Origin of the sequence: Pseudoalteromonas sp. SR44-2 (assembly GCF_014163745.1) — a bacterium.
In the GTDB taxonomy this organism is placed as follows: domain Bacteria; phylum Pseudomonadota; class Gammaproteobacteria; order Enterobacterales; family Alteromonadaceae; genus Pseudoalteromonas; species Pseudoalteromonas distincta.
This window is the reverse complement of the sequence record NZ_JACJDW010000001.1, coordinates 182784-199517: the sequence shown is the minus strand read 5'-3', so window position 1 is coordinate 199517 and position 16734 is coordinate 182784. Positions and strand designations below refer to the sequence as shown.

Below are 16734 nucleotides of genomic sequence, written 5' to 3'. Positions count from 1 at the left end.
TATTCTATGGTTGTTGGTTGCTATATCTTATTAAGGAAAAAATTATGAAAAAACTAATTATACTAAGCGTACTGGCTTTAACTGTTGCGTTAACTGGGTGTGCTACTACAGGTAGTGCATCACCAAGCGAAAAACGTTCACTTGTACAAAGTATGAAAACAAACACATTAGATAAATTATACGCTGAAAAACCTGACGTTAAAAAACAAATTGCTAATTCGGCTGGTTACGCTGTTTTTGATAACGCGAACGTAAATGTTGTTTTAGCCAGTTTTGGTGGCGGTTACGGCGTGGTTAAAAATAACCTTACTGGTAAATCGACTTACATGAATATGGGTGAAGCAGGTTTAGGGCTTGGTTTAGGTGTAAAAGATTTTAACGTTGTAATGGTTTTTCATAATCAAGCTGCACTAAATAGATTTATTGAACATGGTTGGGCGTTTGGCGGAAACGCTGATGCAGCAGCTAAATATGAAGATAAAGGCGGTGCATTGGTTGCCGAAGCAATTGCAGATCAAGTAACTGTATATTCTGTAACCGAAAATGGCCTTGCACTACAAGCTGTATTAAAAGGAACTAAGTTTTGGGTTGATTCAGAGCTTAATTAACCCCCAAATTACTCTCCTAAAAGCGAGCTGGTTTGTATAATCACGCTCGCTTTATTAAAACCCAACCAATTTAACATAACGTAATTTATGGGTTGAAATAATAAAATATTAAAAACAACAATCTCCTTCCAATTAAGATCAATATTTTATTGATTTACAGTAATAATTGCTGGATATTACAGTTGAGCTATCCAGTTATTCTGGATAAGTAATTATTCATGACACGCCTTCTGATGCGTAAAAAATCTAAGTTATTTATGCCAATTTTCAATTTTAAAAACGAATACGACGAGATCATATCTTTTATAAAAGATAATGATTATTACTTTAAGAATGTAACATTCCTAAAAAATTTTAACTCTATCCCTAAAATGATAGAAACAGATTTGTACTTTGAAAATTGTTCATTTTCGACAAAGAATTTTGAAATCGGAGACTCAGAATCTTTTAAACACTTAAACCTTCCATCCGGACAATCAATATCATTTAGGTATTGCCAATTTAAAAATTTGAGCTTTAAAGATATTTCAAATATAGATGATATAACCTTTGAATATTCTAAAATAAAGAAAATTGAAATTGATGCCTCATCCCAGTTGCCTGCTTCTCTTAATTTCATCGCGGAAACAGAAATTAATACCGTACTTTTGCTTTCTCTAAATTTAACTACGAATATTATATTTAGAATCGACAGGCTTGATTATTTAGAAATATCGCAGCTTCATAACTCTGGCTTCTTGAGTATAGCTACCTATAATGGAGTTAGGATTATATATATAGAAGAGTTCTTAAACTTTGATTACTTTGAAATGGATCATATAGGTAACAAATCTCCTGATGCTGGCCGTTTATATATGGGTCATAATCGTTTTGGAAAGAGCAATTTTAATGATTCAGATTTTTCAACTTATAATGAATTCATTTATTTAAACAATAACATTTCAGAATTAACGTGTTCTGATTGCAAGTGGAAATCTAAAGCTCTTAATATGACAGCTAGTGAGCGTTTAGATTATTTTAGAGATATAACAAATCTAATTACGAATGGTTCAGCTGAGTTTCAAAAATTTAACAGATCTTTTTTAGATAGTTTATTAAAGTACTCAAATCTCTCAGACAAGCTTATTATTATTTTTAGTAAGCTAATATCAAATCATTGTACAAATTGGTTACTTCCGGTATTTTGGCTAGTCGTTATAAATCTCACAACAGTTCATTTATTAAATTTGTCACTTCCGGCAAAATTAATACCCCTTCACGATATAACTGTTTTACTAAACCCATTACACCTAAACACACATTATTCTAATTGGGGTGTTATTAAAGGTAATTTAACTAGTAATTTTATAGCTCTTGATATTATATCAAGAGCTTTTAACGCCTCAGCTTTGTACCATTTAGTCAAAACTTTCAGAAGGTTTCATTCTAAATCACAATAGTTTTACACCTTGAAACATAAAATTATCAAAACCAAACTCATATATTGATAAATAGTGTTTTGCGCTCTTGAAACTATACCACTAGAGGTAATTACTTGGATTTCATAAAGATTCCTAATAAAATTTTAAATCTAAGTTTTTATTATTGAGTTCTTTATCAAATGCTTCAGCCAATTTCTCAGTTTCACTAAAAACGGTATTCCAATATTTAATACGCGTGTCTGCATCAAGATCGGTAAAATCGTTTCTGTCTGGAATTTTTCCGTACGGCAAGCTTGCTACAAAATTTTTGGATGGGGCTAGCATTACCACGTTGTCGTAATTAAGTGGCGATACTTTACGCTTTAGGTTTTTATCAAACCACCCTGCTTTTGGCTCTGAATTGAAATGCGGATACAAAATGAGTCCTGGATTATTAATTTTTAAATCAAAGTGGTAATCAATAATTCCACCATCGCGATATATTCCTTGCGGCGAGCCTGCAATATTTTTTATGCCTTGCATAACAAGTGGTATAGAGCCCGATGCAAGTAACGCGTCTTTTAAATTATTTTGAGTAAGCGCTATGTTTTGCGTTTTAAAATTGTAGCTGTCGGTAATTGATAAGTCACTTGTTGCTGGGCCAAATATAAAGCGCTCATACTGTGATCCTAATAATTTTCGGTTAACGCGGTTTAACATATAACTTTTTGATAAACCCATTAACTGTATTAATTTATTTTCGCTGGCAATAAAGCCATTCGATTTTGCTACTATAAAGTGCGCTTTAAATGTTAGGTTATTTATAATTTCGGTGACGCCGTTATCGCCAAAAACATCTTCAAGTAATGCGCGCGCTTTTATTGTAATTTCAGCGGGCGTTGGTTTATTACTTGAGTATCGGGTTTGCGAATACGATTTTGCTAAGCGCTCAATGGCAGCAACGGGATCGTTTTGTGCAAAACACGCAGAGCGAAAAGCGCCGGCAGATGAGCCAATTAAATTAAGTGGCCGGGTTCGGTTTTTAAAAAATTCACCAAAAATATACTTATCCAACCCAAATAAGGTAAACCATTTAGGACCGCCACTTGCACCTAAAAAAGAGGTGAAAAGTTCAGGTTTAAAGCCCTGTTCGTTAATAATTTTAGCCGCTGTTTTCCCTGCGTGAATCTCGATCATCTAAAAAATTGTGCCTTTTATTTTGGTTGCTTCTGTTATTTCTACAACACTGAAAGTGAATACTTATGCAAAACAAAAAGCGATTTTATGTTGCCATAAAACCGCTTTTTATAGTTAAGTGTGCTTAAAGTACGTGAATTAATCCCAAATGCCGTCTTCGCATTTGCCCTGTACTTTTACATCTTTTACTTTAAATTTGGGCTCTAAACCTTTGTCTCTTTGTGCGTGGTAATCGCTCGTAACAGACAAAATAGTCGGCGTTAACAGTATAATAGCGATAACGTTAACCACTGTCATTAACCCTAAGGCAATATCGGCTAAATCCCAGACTTCTTTTAATGTGGCCGACGCGCCCCACAACATCATTGATAAATAAAGCAAAGTGTAAATGCCGCGCCCTACTTTGTTGTCGAGTTTAAATAAGTGCAAGTTACTCTCTGCATAGGCGTAGTTTGCCACCACCGATGTAAAAGCAAATAAGGTAATAGCAGCTGCGACAAAGTAAACACCACCTTGTGCTAAGTGAGCGGTCATCGCGCTTTGTGTTAAACGAATGCCTTCCATTTCACCGCTTATGTCTATATCGGCTAATAAAATGATCACAGCGGTACAGCTACACAGTACGATTGTATCGAAAAATACGCCTAGCATTTGTATGTAACCTTGCGTTACAGGGTGATTAGGAATTGGGCTGGCACTTGCTGAAGCATGCGGCACACTACCTGCACCGGCCTCATTAGAATATAAACCACGTTGAATACCGTTTTTAATAGCTGCGCCCATTGCACCCGCTCCGGCTTCTTGTAAACCAAACGCCGATAAAAATATATCTTTAAGCATGGCGGGTACTTGCGTGAAATTTATAATCGTAATAATAACGGCGGCAAGTACAAACACAACGCCCATTATTGGCACAACACGCTCTGCAAATCGGGCAATTGCTTTAAAGCCACCGAGTATAATTGAGCCTGCTAGTACGGTAATAACCAGACCTGAATAAAATGTAGGAACTTCAAACGCGTAGTTAAGTGCGTCGGTAATTGTGTTCGTTTGCATTGCGCTAAACGTAAAGCCGTAACCTAAAAATAAACACGCGGCAAACACAATTGCAAACGCCCGGCTACCCAAACCTTGTTGAATATAATACGCAGGGCCGCCTCTAAACTCGCCACCACTATCGCGTACTTTATATACTTGCCCAAGTACGCTTTCGGCAAAGCCTGTAGCCATACCCAATATGGCTATTACCCACATCCAAAATATAGCTCCGCTGCCGCCAAGTGAAATTGCCACTGCCACACCGGCTAAATTACCGGTACCTACTCGTGCGCAAAGCCCTGTACACAACGCTTGGAATGAGGAAATGTCGTTTTTTTTACATTTACTACTGCCTTTTAAAAGGCTAAACATATGTTTAAATTTAAGTATTTGAATTGCTTTTAGTCGTACTGAAAACCATACTCCCGTAAACAAGAGTATATAAATAAGTACCTGACCTTCTCCCCATAAAAGGTTGTTTACGCTTTTGACGACGGTATCGAACATTACTAATCCCTTTTTATTTTATACTTTTACTTTATGTTAGCACCGACTTTAAACTCTGCATGTAGCGCTACTTAACTTAAAAACTCCGGCAGCTCATTATGCATTAAACATAATAGTGTTTAAGTTTGGCTTTACCCCATATTTAAGTGTGTATTGGTGTTTAATAATCTGTAAGCAAGCACATTTAATACTGAATTTTATTTCTATAAATGTGAATAATAAATCACAACCACACTTTATATTGATTAGTTAAAAAATCAATAATATCTTTTTAAAATTCAGTATTTTGTTTTGCGTATGCGTATGCGTGCGGGATGCAATAGTTTTTATTTTGATGCAGTAAGGTTTAGGCGTAATGAGGATTAAGAATGGCAAAAAAATAGCGCATGAAGTTATGCGCTTTTTTTTAAATTATATTTAATTGGCTATCGCTGTATTACTTAGTTATAGCTGTATTGTGTAGGTGCACTGTAATGGTTGTTGCTGTTAATCTGTAAATTTTGCATTGCTAAGTATGAGCGACCGGCATCTAAGCCTAATTTATGATCAAAACGTAAATCGTTATTTGAACTACCTAATAATTTGCTATGCAGTTTTTCGTCTGCAAAAATTTGTATTATTTCTACATCACTTGGTGGGTTTGCAATAAACTCAAGCTCATCTAAATACGCTTTCTCGTGCTGTATTAAGTAGTCCAATGTTTTTGGACAATAGCCTGATGCTATAGCAAATGCTCTTAGCTTTTGTACCCATGCAGATTGAGCTTGAAAATTAGCGTCAACCGTTCTTATTACAACAATTTTACGAGCGCCTCGGTTGTAAGCTTCACGCACTGGTAATGGAGCGGCTAAACCACCGTCTAGATAAAAATCGTTCTGTGCTTGTTCTTCAACAAGATGTGTTTCATTCGCTGCTTTTGCGTTTAACCAAGGTGTTAACTTTACACCTTGTTTGTATAAAAACGGGAGCGCGCTAGAAGCCTTTAACAAATCACGCCATTGGCCACTCTCACCTGTAGGCGATAAGTAATAAGCTTTTCTGTCCCGTGCATTAGTGGCTGTTATAAGTAGTTCACGCGCGCCTAAACTCGTTTTAGCTGTTTTAAAATCTATGGCTCTTTTTACCTCGGTGGTTTTGTCAAAGTACCAATCTAAATCAACTATGTGTTTACCCACTAATCCGCGACCAAGCTGAAAAAAACGCTTATTACGCGAAAGTCCTCTAATTAGGCGTTTAGCGTAGCCTTTTTGACGCGCTAAGTAGCTAGTTAAGTTTTGTGAACCCGCTGAAGTACCAATGAATAAATCAAAAGGGTCATAGCTTTGCTCTAACCACGCATCAAGTACGCCAGCTGTGAATATCCCTCGCTGCCCGCCACCTTCAGCAATCAGAGCAACTTTTGGCTGCGCTGTTTTGTTAACTGAATTAGCTGTTGCGGTGTTTAGAGAGTTCACGGTGTACCTGCCTTTAATTTTATGATGTCTGGTTTAATAGCTACATTATAAAAAACAAAAGTGATATCTTAAAATTGATTGTTTAAATCAGTTCAATTGAAAAAACAGAACGGTATATAAAGCAAAATATATACTAAAAATAGCAATCAAATTTACTTTGAATATTTAAATAACAAATACAGACATCACTTAAAGTTAATAAAATGAGTTAAAAAAGTTTAACTTTTGATGATGTCTGTATGTTAACAAGCCCAGAGTGTACGCTTGCTTAACTAACTATATTTTAGTGCTTTATTTCCATTAAAATTTCGAGTGCACGGTGGCGTTTTTCACTATCGAATACATCATTGGTAAATATAAACTCATCAACTTCTAGCTGTTTCGCTATCATCTCTAACTTGTGTTTAATACTTACATGTCCGCCTACTACGCTTAGGCTTAAAAAATTCTCTACATGGGCGCGCTCTTGTTCGCTCCACAACCCGTCCATGCTTTCAACAGGTGGTTTTAGCCACAGCTCGTTACCGCGTATAAGTTCGAGTACACGTTGCTTAGAAGTAGTCGACAAGTATTGCGCTTCATCGTCGGTGTCTGCTGCCACTAAAGGCAGTGCAAGCATTACGTATGGCTTATCAATTACGCTTGATGCTTTAAATTCGCGCTTATACAATGCTATTGCATCGTGCACGAAGCGCGGTGCAAAATGCCCTGCAAATACATACGGTAACCCTTTTTGCGCCGCTAGTTGCGCGCTAAATAAACTCGAGCCTAATAACCAAATAGGAACGTTTGTGTTCTCACCAGGAATAGCGCGAACAGGGTGACTACCATCGTAAGGGCCTAATAAAGTTTGCAGTTCAGTGACTTCATCGGCAAAGTTTTCAGCGCGTCGTTCATCTCGGCGCAGAGCACGACTGGTTATATGATCGCTACCTGGTGCGCGGCCTAAACCTAAATCAATACGCCCAGGGTATAAACTCTCTAATGTGCCGTATTGCTCTGCAACAATCAGTGGCGGGTGATTTGGTAACATAACGCCACCAGCACCTACTCGTATAGTTTTAGTTTGCCCTGCTATGTGGCCAATTAATACAGAGGTTGCCGCACAGACAATTCCCGGCATATTATGATGTTCAGCCATCCAAAATCGGTTAAAACCGAGTTCATCAGCTTTTTGTGCATAAGCGACACTATTTGCAAGAGTACTTGAGACGGTGGCATCTTCTTTCATTGGGCTAAGCTCAAGTAAAGAAAACGGTATTGCAGATAACCCAGACATGCGTACTCCTCATTGCCTTTAATTAAGTGATGAAGATAGTCAAAATAATTTAACCATCATTCCATTAATGGGTCTGCTGGGTGGTTAATTCAATCATTGATTTTAACTAATCAATTGATCCTGTCTATTAAGCTAAGTGCAGAGTGATTATTGCATTAGATGCACTTACACTCATTCAATGCAATTACAATACATAAATAAACTACACACGTTATTAGCTGTATCAAACATAACAATATGATTTATAAAAATTATTTTTATTTTAAATGTTTTGGATCAGGTATGCGTAATTGCTTAACGAGTGGATGATTTATTTTTTTCATTTCTATTAATACTAATTGAGCAACTTCTCGAGCACCGAGTTCATTGAAATGGGTATTGTCTTCTACGCCCATAGGGTAATTTGGATGCAAGTTAGGTGCTATATGCATAAAACGTAAGCGTGAGTTGATCCCACCAAGCTTTTGAAAATACTTTTGGGTCACTCGTTCCATGTCAATAAAATCGACCTCAGTCTGTTTAGCTACATCTCTTACTATATCAGCGTAAATAGGATGGGTGTCTTTGATCTGACCTTTTTCATCAAAATTACGACGCGTTACCGGAGTCATCAGTAATGGCTGTGCCTGCTTTGCTCTTACTGCAGCAATAAAATTAACTAGGTTTTGCTTATATTGCTCTGGTGTAGTGTAACGGTCCACTTTGTGTTTTGACTGATCGTTATGACCAAATTGAATGATCACAAAATCATCTTTATTAAGTTCATTTATAATCCCTGCCCACAAGCCTTCACTGATAAAGGTGCGTGTACTACGACCATTTTTAGCACGATTTTTAACGTCGATGCTGTCATTAAAAAAGATACTAAAGGGCATTCCCCAACCTGTTTCAGGGTAATCCTTCACTTCTTTAATTGACATGGTTGAATCCCCTGCCATAAAAAGCTGAACTTTAGTAGTTGCTGACATACTTGAAAAACTCATCATGGTAAATATTGCTGCAATTAATTTTCCCATTCTACTCGCTCTTTGTTGTTTTTAAAAAATCAGTTTAGCTCTTTATTAAATTATCTTTTGTAATTAAGTGAAAAATAAATTTACTTAATTGTCATTATAAACATACTATCATTTGCCACCGGTGGCAAATAACAAGTTAAATCATGGTGCTGAATAAAATTAAACCAGTCCTTAATGTACTTTTACTGCAAAAAATGTAAATGAAGTATGAAAAATGTAATTTATTAGGTTTGACAATACGCTTTTTTAGATATAACTTGATTTTTATGCCACCGGTAGCAATTTTATTTCCCTGATATCGCTACCGATTAAAATAATAGTTTTATGAATTTTAATCATAGACTTACATTTTACTGGCTAGATAAAGTGATAAAAATAAAAGCTCAAATCAACAGCATAAAAAAGGAACACACAATGAAGACTGCAAATAAGTTCGTTCTCAAACCACTTAACTGCATTGTTAGTGCCTTACTACTGGGCACAACATCGTATGCAATCGCAGCCGATGAACAGCCACAAACAGATACTAAAGCCCAAAATGACATAGAGTTAATTCAAGTAACTGGATTTAGATCATCATTAAATAAATCCTTAGCAACTAAACGTTTTGAAGTAAATACCACTGAATCCATCGCGGCTGAAGATATTGGTAAATTCCCTGATCTGAATATCGCAGAATCATTACAACGTATTCCTGGGGTAGCTATTTCTCGTGAAGGTGGTGAAGGACGTCAAATTACGTTGCGTGGCTTAGGTCCGGCTTTTACCCGCACAACACTTAATGGTATGGAAGTACCTGCTAGTACCGATGGCACCGACTCTGGTGGCGGCGTAAACGGTGGCCGTGCATTTGACTTTAATATATTTGCATCCGAACTATTTAATCGTGTTGATATCCAAAAAACGCCCACGGCCTCAACTGAAGAAGGTGGTATAGCGGGTACTGTTGATATGTATTCTGCACGTCCTTTTGACACAACAGGCTTTCATGTTGCAGCGTCCGCGCAAGCCGGTTATAACGACCTCACTGAAGAAGTCGACCCACGGATGGTATTTATGATCAGCAACACATTTGCTGATGATACAATCGGGGCTTTATTCTCTGTCGCAAAATCTGAACGCACCGTACGCCAAGAAGGCTTTGGTACAGTTCGCTGGACCACCCCCGTACTCGATGGTGGCGGTATCTATGCTGACACCTCTAATACTGAAGTTATTGGCACACCCAATACAGGGGACTGTGAGTTCGAAGGTCAAACAGTCGATGCTGTGAACTGCTTATATACGCCTCGCCTGCCTCGCCCTGATTTTTTTGGTAATGAACAAGAACGTTTAGGCTTTACCGGTTCATTACAATATGCTCCTTACGATGATCTGGTCCTTACACTAGATACATTACATTCAACTCTTGATAATGACCGTACTATGTACAACTTTTTCGAGATGTTTAGAAACACATTCAGCGAAATTACTCCTGAATCGATTACGATTTCTGACAATGGAAAACAGGTCCAAGCAGCGACATTTAACGGCGTTAAATCTCGAGTAGAAAGCCGTCAGCAGATTTCAAAAACAAAATTTCAACAATACGTATTCTCAGCTAAATATCATTTATCTGATTACCTTCGATTAGACGCTATGGTGGGCACTGCTGAATCGGATGCTCGCTCTGAACAGTATCGTTATAACATGACTAATAACACACCTCATAGAGTATCGATGGATTTTGGCACCAGCAATAATACCGCTGTAATGAATTATGATTACGATACTCTAGATGCCAACTCTTTTGATTTAGCCGATGGGCGCTTACGTGCAACAGATGTACTGCGCGAAAATGACACCGCTAAAATTGATTTATCATACGAGATGGATATGATGAATATCAAAGGCGGTATAGCCTATAACGACAGAACGGTTAGTTACGATGAATCACAAATAAACGGTTTTCCTGATCAAGATTCTGCAGCTGGATTTTCTCAGCTAATACCCTACGATGATTTTGGCACCGGTTATGACGGCACGTTATCACCCTTTCTAGTGGCTGATTTTGATGCAATAAATTCACAGCTTTTACTTAAAGAGTGGGTGCCACGCAGTGCGCAGAGCTGGAAAGTTGAAGAAGAAACAATGGCTGCCTACATCGAAACAAATTTTGAGTATGAAATTTCAAGTATGCTGCTCAGAACTAATGCAGGTGTTCGTTATGTAAAAACTGAAACCACATCAACAGGTTTTATTCAAACTGATGCGGTATCAATCGACAATAGCTATGACAATATTTTACCAGTGCTAAATTTAGCCCTTGATGCAACCGATGATGTGATTGTAAGGCTGGGTTTATCTAAAACCATGACCCGCCCGAGTTTGAGTTCACTCAACCCTGGTAATCCATCGTTTTCTTATTTAAACGGCACTGTTAGTGCGGGTAACCCATTCTTAGACCCATTCACCTCTACCAATACAGACGTTGGTGTTGAATGGTACTTTGCAGAAGAGTCGCTATTAGCAGCAACAGCGTTTTACAAAGATATTGGCTCTTTTATAAAAAGTGATAGTGAAGAAAAACTCGTCGATCCTGCTTATTTACCCTTTATTGATAATGATCCGCAATATGATCCATCAAGTGCACTCGATCCTAGAACTACCCCTTACACACATTTCGTCCCTGTAAATGGTCAAGGAACTGTGATTAAAGGGCTTGAACTTATTTATCAGCAACCTTTTTCATTCCTACCTGGGTTGTTAAAAAATATGGGGTTAGTGTCTAACTATACGTATGTCTCTGCAGGTGAAATTACGGGTCTTTCTAAAAATTCTTATAACTTTACCCTGTATTATGAAGAAGAAAACTATGGCGCTCGTGCTTCAGTGAATAAACGCGACAATTACATCACTGATTACACAGGTAACAATGGTAATGCTGAAGAAGCGACATCTGGTCCAACACATTTTGACCTATCAGCCTTTTATAATATTAATGAAAATGTAACCGTAACATTTGAAGCAATTAACCTTACCGATGAGTATGAACGCCTGTATACCACGGGTGATGGTAGTTTAGATTTACCTCGTGAATATAATCATACCGGTCGACAGTACTTTTTAGGAATACGCTACAACTTATAAAGCAATGCTTAAACTTTAAATTCCCCTAAAGTAAACAGCTTAATTAACATTTTAATTAAGCTGTTTTTCTATGACTAAGGTAGTGCACCAGTTATTTATAATTAAAACGTAGTGCACCAGTTATTTATAATTAAAACGTAGTGCAGCCGATGGCTAATAATCAGTTAAATCACAGTGCTTATAGATAATGTTGCACTTGAATGGTATTCGCACGCCATTGAAAATGTAAATTAAAGATGAATTATATTATTTTTTTCGTTTGACATCACATCAATAACATTATATTTCTCACTTATACCACCTGTAGCAAAAATAATTAATCAATACTTCGCTACATACTTTCTCGCTTTTTTCCCATTATGAATTATTAGGTTAGGTGTAATAAGAATCAGAACAAGTACATGACAAACACACTAATTCAAGTCATGTTAACTTAATAACAATAAGTAGAACGTGGAACCACTATGACAACCAGCACACACAATTTTAAACTTAGTAAGTTGATGATCAACTTGAAGTGATCGAAGTAAAAGGTTTTCGCAGTAGTATCAATGCCGCTTTAATGACTAAGCGTGAAGCCGTTGGTACACGTGAGACTATCATAGCTCAAGATATTGGTAAATTTCCTTACTTAAATGTTGCTGACTCACTTTCGCGTGTACCTGGTATCTCTATTGAAGAGGATGCAGGTGAAGGTCGTCAAATTACCATTCGCGGTTTGGGTTCTCGTTACGTCAAAACCACAATTAATGGTATGGAGTCGGCATCTGCTGGTGCTGCAACAGACGCTGCGGGTGGTTCAAATACATCTCGTGCATTTAATTTTAATGTATTTGCCTCTGAACTGTTTACCCAAATAGATATTAATAAAACCGTTTCTGCTGAACTTGAAGACGGTGGCATCTCAGGCAGTGTTAACTTACAAACGGCGCGTCCATTTCAATATGATGGCTTTAAAGGGGCTTACAATGTCAATACTCGTTATAGTGATGTTGATGAGGATGTATCGCCTCGTGCTTCTTTTATGCTCGCTACAAGTTAACAGAAAAAATGAGTGTTTCATTTGAAGCCGTTAATTTAATAGATGAAAAACAAGATATGTGGAATGATATTTATACCCCTAGCCCTTATGAAAATCTGTCATCAGGTCGCCAGTTTTTAGTGGGTGTAAGGGGCACTTTCTAAACTTAATCAACACATAGCCTCGTTAATTGAAGCGATGTCTGCAATATAATACTCCCCCCCGTGCATAATCGATGGTTTTTACTGTCGATTATTTTATTAGTTACTAATTTTAAATAACTTTTTCAAAAACAATAAATCTTTGATAATTTAAACTAAGTAGTAAAATGACATTGCCACCGGTGGCAATAACTGCTAATGTTAGCCTATTATAATAATTCCAATTTCAGCAGCAGGATACAAAAATGAACAATCAACGACGGTATTTTCTTAAAGCATTGGCTTCTAGCACGTTGGTAACTGCAACCTTAGTTGGCTGTAAGTCAGCCCCTTTGCTCAATATTTTTGACGCACCCATTAGCGCTGATGATTGGCAAATGGCTGCACAAATCAAATCAGCGATTATAGTACCGACCTTCCCTGCTAAACAATTTAATATTAAAGACTTTGGCGCAAAAGAAAATGGCCAATATGATTGCACACAGGCCATTAAAAGCGCCATTGAAGCCTGTCACGCACAAGGAGGTGGTCAGGTCTATATTCCAGATGGTACCTACCTCACTGGTGCGATTCATTTATTATCAAACGTTAACTTGCACCTCAGTGATAACGCAATAGTGAGCTTTAGCACTGATCCCACTCATTACTTACCAGAAGTATTTACTCGCTGGGAAGGCTTAGAAATGATGGGGTACTCACCACTGATTTATGCTTTTGAGCAAGAAAACATTGCCATCACAGGTAAAGGAACACTCCAAGGAAATGGCGATAACCAAACATGGTGGCCTTGGAAGGGACCACACAAGGAAGGCCATTGGGATTTAATTAAAAATAGCCAAGGTAAAGTATTGCACCAGCGTGAAGCACGCGATCAGTTGATGGTTGATGCCGAAGCTGGTGTGCCAGTAAGCGAACGTATATACAGTACCGGCGCCTATTTACGTCCCCCTTTTATTCAACCGTATAAATGTAAAAATATTTTAATCCAAGGTGTAACAATTAAAAACTCGCCATTTTGGTTAGTGAACCCGGTTTTATGCAAAAGTGTTACGGTTGATAAGGTTAATTTTTCAAGCCACGGGCCAAACTCTGATGGTTGTGACCCAGAAAGCTGCGATCATGTACATATCAAAAACTGTGTATTTGATACCGGTGATGACTGTATCGCGATTAAATCAGGGCGAAATGCAGACGGAAGACGTGTCGGTGTACCCTCACAAAACATTGTTATTGAAAACTGCCATATGAAAGAAGGCCACGGTGGAGTGGTTATAGGTAGCGAAATATCAGGTGGTGTAAACAATGTCTTTGTGCAAAATTGTACTATGGACAGCCCGCATCTAGAACGCGCTATTCGTATCAAAACTAACTCAGTACGTGGCGGTTTGATCGAGCATATACGCATTCGTAATGTTGACGTTGGCACCGTTAAAAACGCTGTTGTGATCAACTTCTATTATGAAGAAGGCGATGCAGGACAATTCGATCCAACAGTTCGTGATATTCAAATTGAAAACTTACATTGTAAAAATGTACTCAGTAAAGCGTTTTATCTTAATGGCTTTGAACGCGCACCAATTAACGATATTCATTTTAAAAACTGCCATTTTGACCAAGTAGGCAGTCAGTCAATCGTAGCTCATGTAAATAATATGAGTTTAGATAATGTCACTTTAAACAAACAGCCACTGACAATGGCGCAATTACAGCAATCATGATAGGAACCGATGTATGAACGCGTTTTCAACATTATTAGGCACGCAACCAATCCTGCCTATAATACAAGCAAATAGTAGTGAAGAAGGTATCGCTATTGCAACCGCGATGCATAAGGCGGGTATCCAATTAGTGGAAGTTGTGCTGCGCACGCCAGCGTCACTTGACGCATTAATCGCGATTAAAAAAGCACTGCCCGATTTATGTGTAGGTGCAGGCACCATTACCGATCAAACGTTACTTGCAAAAAGCCTTGCCGCAGGCAGTGATTTTATTGTTACGCCTGCTATATCGCCACGGTTACTCGATGCCCTTAGCCAATCGTCGGTCCCTGTTGTGCCGGGTGTTTCAAACACCGCAGATATTTTACTTGCTAAAGAATATGGCTTTACTGAGCAAAAATTGTTTCCTGCTTCTTTGTGTGGTGGCGAACAGTTTTTAAAAGCAGTCAGCAGCGTATTTGCTGATATTCGCTTTTGCCCTACAGGCGGCATTAATGAGCAAAACTTTAAAAACTATTTAGCACTTAGCAATGTGATGGCCGTAGGCGGTACATGGATTGCACAACCACAATGGGTGCAAAGTAAAGACTATGAAAAAATCACTCAAGCCTGCCTTCAGGTACTAAACAACAACTAATTAACATATTGACTGCCATACGTTGACAGTGTAATTTACCCTTATATGCCACCGGTAGCAAAATATAAACAGAACAGTTAAGGAATCTTCAATGCCGAGCAATATCGAACCTTTAGAGTTGCACCCAGATCGTTTATTTTCAAGTGATCCTAGCGTCGTTGCTATCGCTAGAAAGTTATATGAATTAATTAAAGACTTACCGATTGTTAGTCCACACGGTCACACTGATCCACGTTGGTTTAATGAAAATGAAAACTTCGGCAATGCAACTGAGCTATTTATAAAACCCGATCACTACGTATTTAGAATGCTATATAGTCAAGGGATACCAATGACTGATTTAGGCGTGCCAGAACATGGTCTGCAAGGCGATATGGCACGTTCAAAAGCAGTAGCTCCTGAAAAAGTATGGCAAATCTTTGCTGACAACTATCACCTGTATGCAGGTACGCCAAGTGGCTATTGGTTAGATGCGGTATTTAGTGATGTGTTTGGTTTTACAGAAAAACTTTGCTCTGAAAATGGTCAGCACTATTATCAAAAAATTACAGCTGCGTTAGCAACACCCGAGTTCAAGCCTCATGCACTGATGGACCGCTTTAATATTGAACTAATTGCGACAACAGAGGGGGCACTTGATCAGCTCCCGCACCACCGCGCAATTGCAAGTTCTGCAATGGCAAAACGTGTTATCACCACCTTTAGACCTGATGATGTGGTTGATGCTAGCCGTGAAGATTTTATCGACAACGTATTTAAACTTGGTGAGATAACCGACCAAGATACATCAACTTGGCAAGGTTATTTAGCAGCAATTCAAATACGTCGTGATTACTTCCGTATTGAAGGCCGTGCAACAGCAACCGATCATGGCCACCCTACTGCATTAACTGCTGACTTATCTACAGCTGAGTGTGAAGCATTATTTGAAAAATGCCGAACAGGCAATTCATCTGAGCAAGAGCAAGAGTTATTCCGAGGTCAAATGCTTACTGAACTTGCAGGTATGAGCATTAAAGACGGCTTAGTGATGCAAATTCACCCTGGTGCCCATCGTAATCATAACCAAGCGGTATTTGATCAATTTGGCCGTGATAAAGGCTGTGATATTCCAAGCCAAACTGAATACGTAAATGCGTTAAAACCACTATTGAGTAAATACGGGAATCACCCGGATCTTAAAATCATCTTATTTACGTTAGATGAAACTACCTATAGTCGTGAACTTGCGCCACTAGCAGGTCACTACCCTAGCCTAAAATTAGGCCCAGCATGGTGGTTCCATGACAGCCCAGCAGGTATGCTACGTTTTAGACAGCAAACAACTGAAACAGCAGGTTTTTACAATACAGTTGGCTTTAATGACGACACCCGTGCATTTTTATCTATCCCCGCTCGCCATGATGTTGCACGCCGCGTTGACTGCCGATACTTGGCTGAATTAGTAGCTAATCATCAAATTAGTGAAAGCACTGCGCAGACACTGGCTTACCAACTAACCTATGGGCTAGTGAAAAAAGCATATAATCTCGATAAATAACAATAATAGAGCCACTTAATTTAAGTGGC

The 16734-nt window shown here is 38.2% G+C and carries 13 protein-coding genes; 8 read left to right on the top strand and 5 right to left on the bottom strand.

All coding sequences use genetic code 11. From position 1 onward, the window contains the following. Positions 1–44: 44 nt before the first annotated feature. Positions 45–608 (top strand): YSC84-related protein, encoded by a 564-nt coding sequence (locus H5115_RS00810; protein WP_024605345.1) that lies wholly within the window; start codon positions 45–47, stop codon positions 606–608. A gap of 218 nt (positions 609–826) precedes the next feature. Then, positions 827–2047: a hypothetical protein gene (locus H5115_RS00805; protein ID WP_182753104.1), complete on the top strand. Its 1221-nt coding sequence runs from the start codon at positions 827–829 to the stop codon at positions 2045–2047. Between the two features lie 114 nt (positions 2048–2161). On the opposite strand, the gene H5115_RS00800 is transcribed toward H5115_RS00805, so the two are convergent. From H5115_RS00800 to H5115_RS00780, 5 genes are all read right to left on the bottom strand, one after another. Further along, positions 2162–3205 carry a patatin-like phospholipase family protein gene (locus H5115_RS00800; protein ID WP_182753102.1) on the bottom strand — a complete coding sequence of 348 codons (1044 nt, stop codon included), beginning with the start codon at positions 3203–3205 and terminating at the stop codon, positions 2162–2164. Between the two features lie 138 nt (positions 3206–3343). After that, entirely contained in the window at positions 3344–4750 is a 1407-nt protein-coding gene (locus H5115_RS00795; RefSeq protein ID WP_182753100.1) for a sodium:alanine symporter family protein, read from the bottom strand. 440 nt (positions 4751–5190) lie between these two features. Continuing rightward, positions 5191–6204, bottom strand: coding sequence for a patatin family protein (locus H5115_RS00790; RefSeq protein ID WP_182753098.1), 1014 nt, complete (start codon positions 6202–6204; stop codon positions 5191–5193). A 283-nt stretch (positions 6205–6487) separates the two neighbouring features. Next, positions 6488–7483, bottom strand: a complete 996-nt coding sequence (locus H5115_RS00785) for an LLM class flavin-dependent oxidoreductase (RefSeq protein ID WP_182753096.1) — start codon at positions 7481–7483, stop codon at positions 6488–6490. A 257-nt stretch (positions 7484–7740) separates the two neighbouring features. After that, a complete protein-coding gene (locus H5115_RS00780; protein ID WP_004334891.1) occupies positions 7741–8499 on the bottom strand; it encodes a rhamnogalacturonan acetylesterase in 759 nt (252 codons plus the stop codon). Positions 8500–8913: 414 nt separating this feature from the next. Here H5115_RS00780 and H5115_RS00775 point away from each other — a divergent pair, with 414 nt between their 5' ends. The 6 genes from H5115_RS00775 (at position 8914) to uxaC (ending at position 16705) form a co-directional block, all read left to right on the top strand. Continuing rightward, positions 8914–11628 (top strand): TonB-dependent receptor, encoded by a 2715-nt coding sequence (locus tag H5115_RS00775; protein WP_182753094.1) that lies wholly within the window; start codon positions 8914–8916, stop codon positions 11626–11628. A gap of 562 nt (positions 11629–12190) precedes the next feature. Continuing rightward, positions 12191–12670, top strand: a complete 480-nt coding sequence (locus H5115_RS00770) for a TonB-dependent receptor plug domain-containing protein (RefSeq protein ID WP_259396300.1) — start codon at positions 12191–12193, stop codon at positions 12668–12670. A gap of 8 nt (positions 12671–12678) precedes the next feature. Next, complete coding sequence (locus H5115_RS20100; RefSeq protein WP_259396299.1) at positions 12679–12813, top strand: hypothetical protein; 135 nt, start codon at positions 12679–12681, stop codon at positions 12811–12813. Between the two features lie 242 nt (positions 12814–13055). Then, complete coding sequence (locus tag H5115_RS00765) at positions 13056–14528, top strand: glycoside hydrolase family 28 protein (RefSeq protein WP_182753092.1); 1473 nt, start codon at positions 13056–13058, stop codon at positions 14526–14528. Between the two features lie 13 nt (positions 14529–14541). Then, entirely contained in the window at positions 14542–15165 is a 624-nt protein-coding gene (eda, locus tag H5115_RS00760; protein ID WP_182753091.1) for a bifunctional 4-hydroxy-2-oxoglutarate aldolase/2-dehydro-3-deoxy-phosphogluconate aldolase, read from the top strand. A gap of 91 nt (positions 15166–15256) precedes the next feature. Further along, positions 15257–16705, top strand: coding sequence for a glucuronate isomerase (gene uxaC, locus H5115_RS00755; protein WP_182753089.1), 1449 nt, complete (start codon positions 15257–15259; stop codon positions 16703–16705). Positions 16706–16734 lie beyond the last annotated feature (29 nt).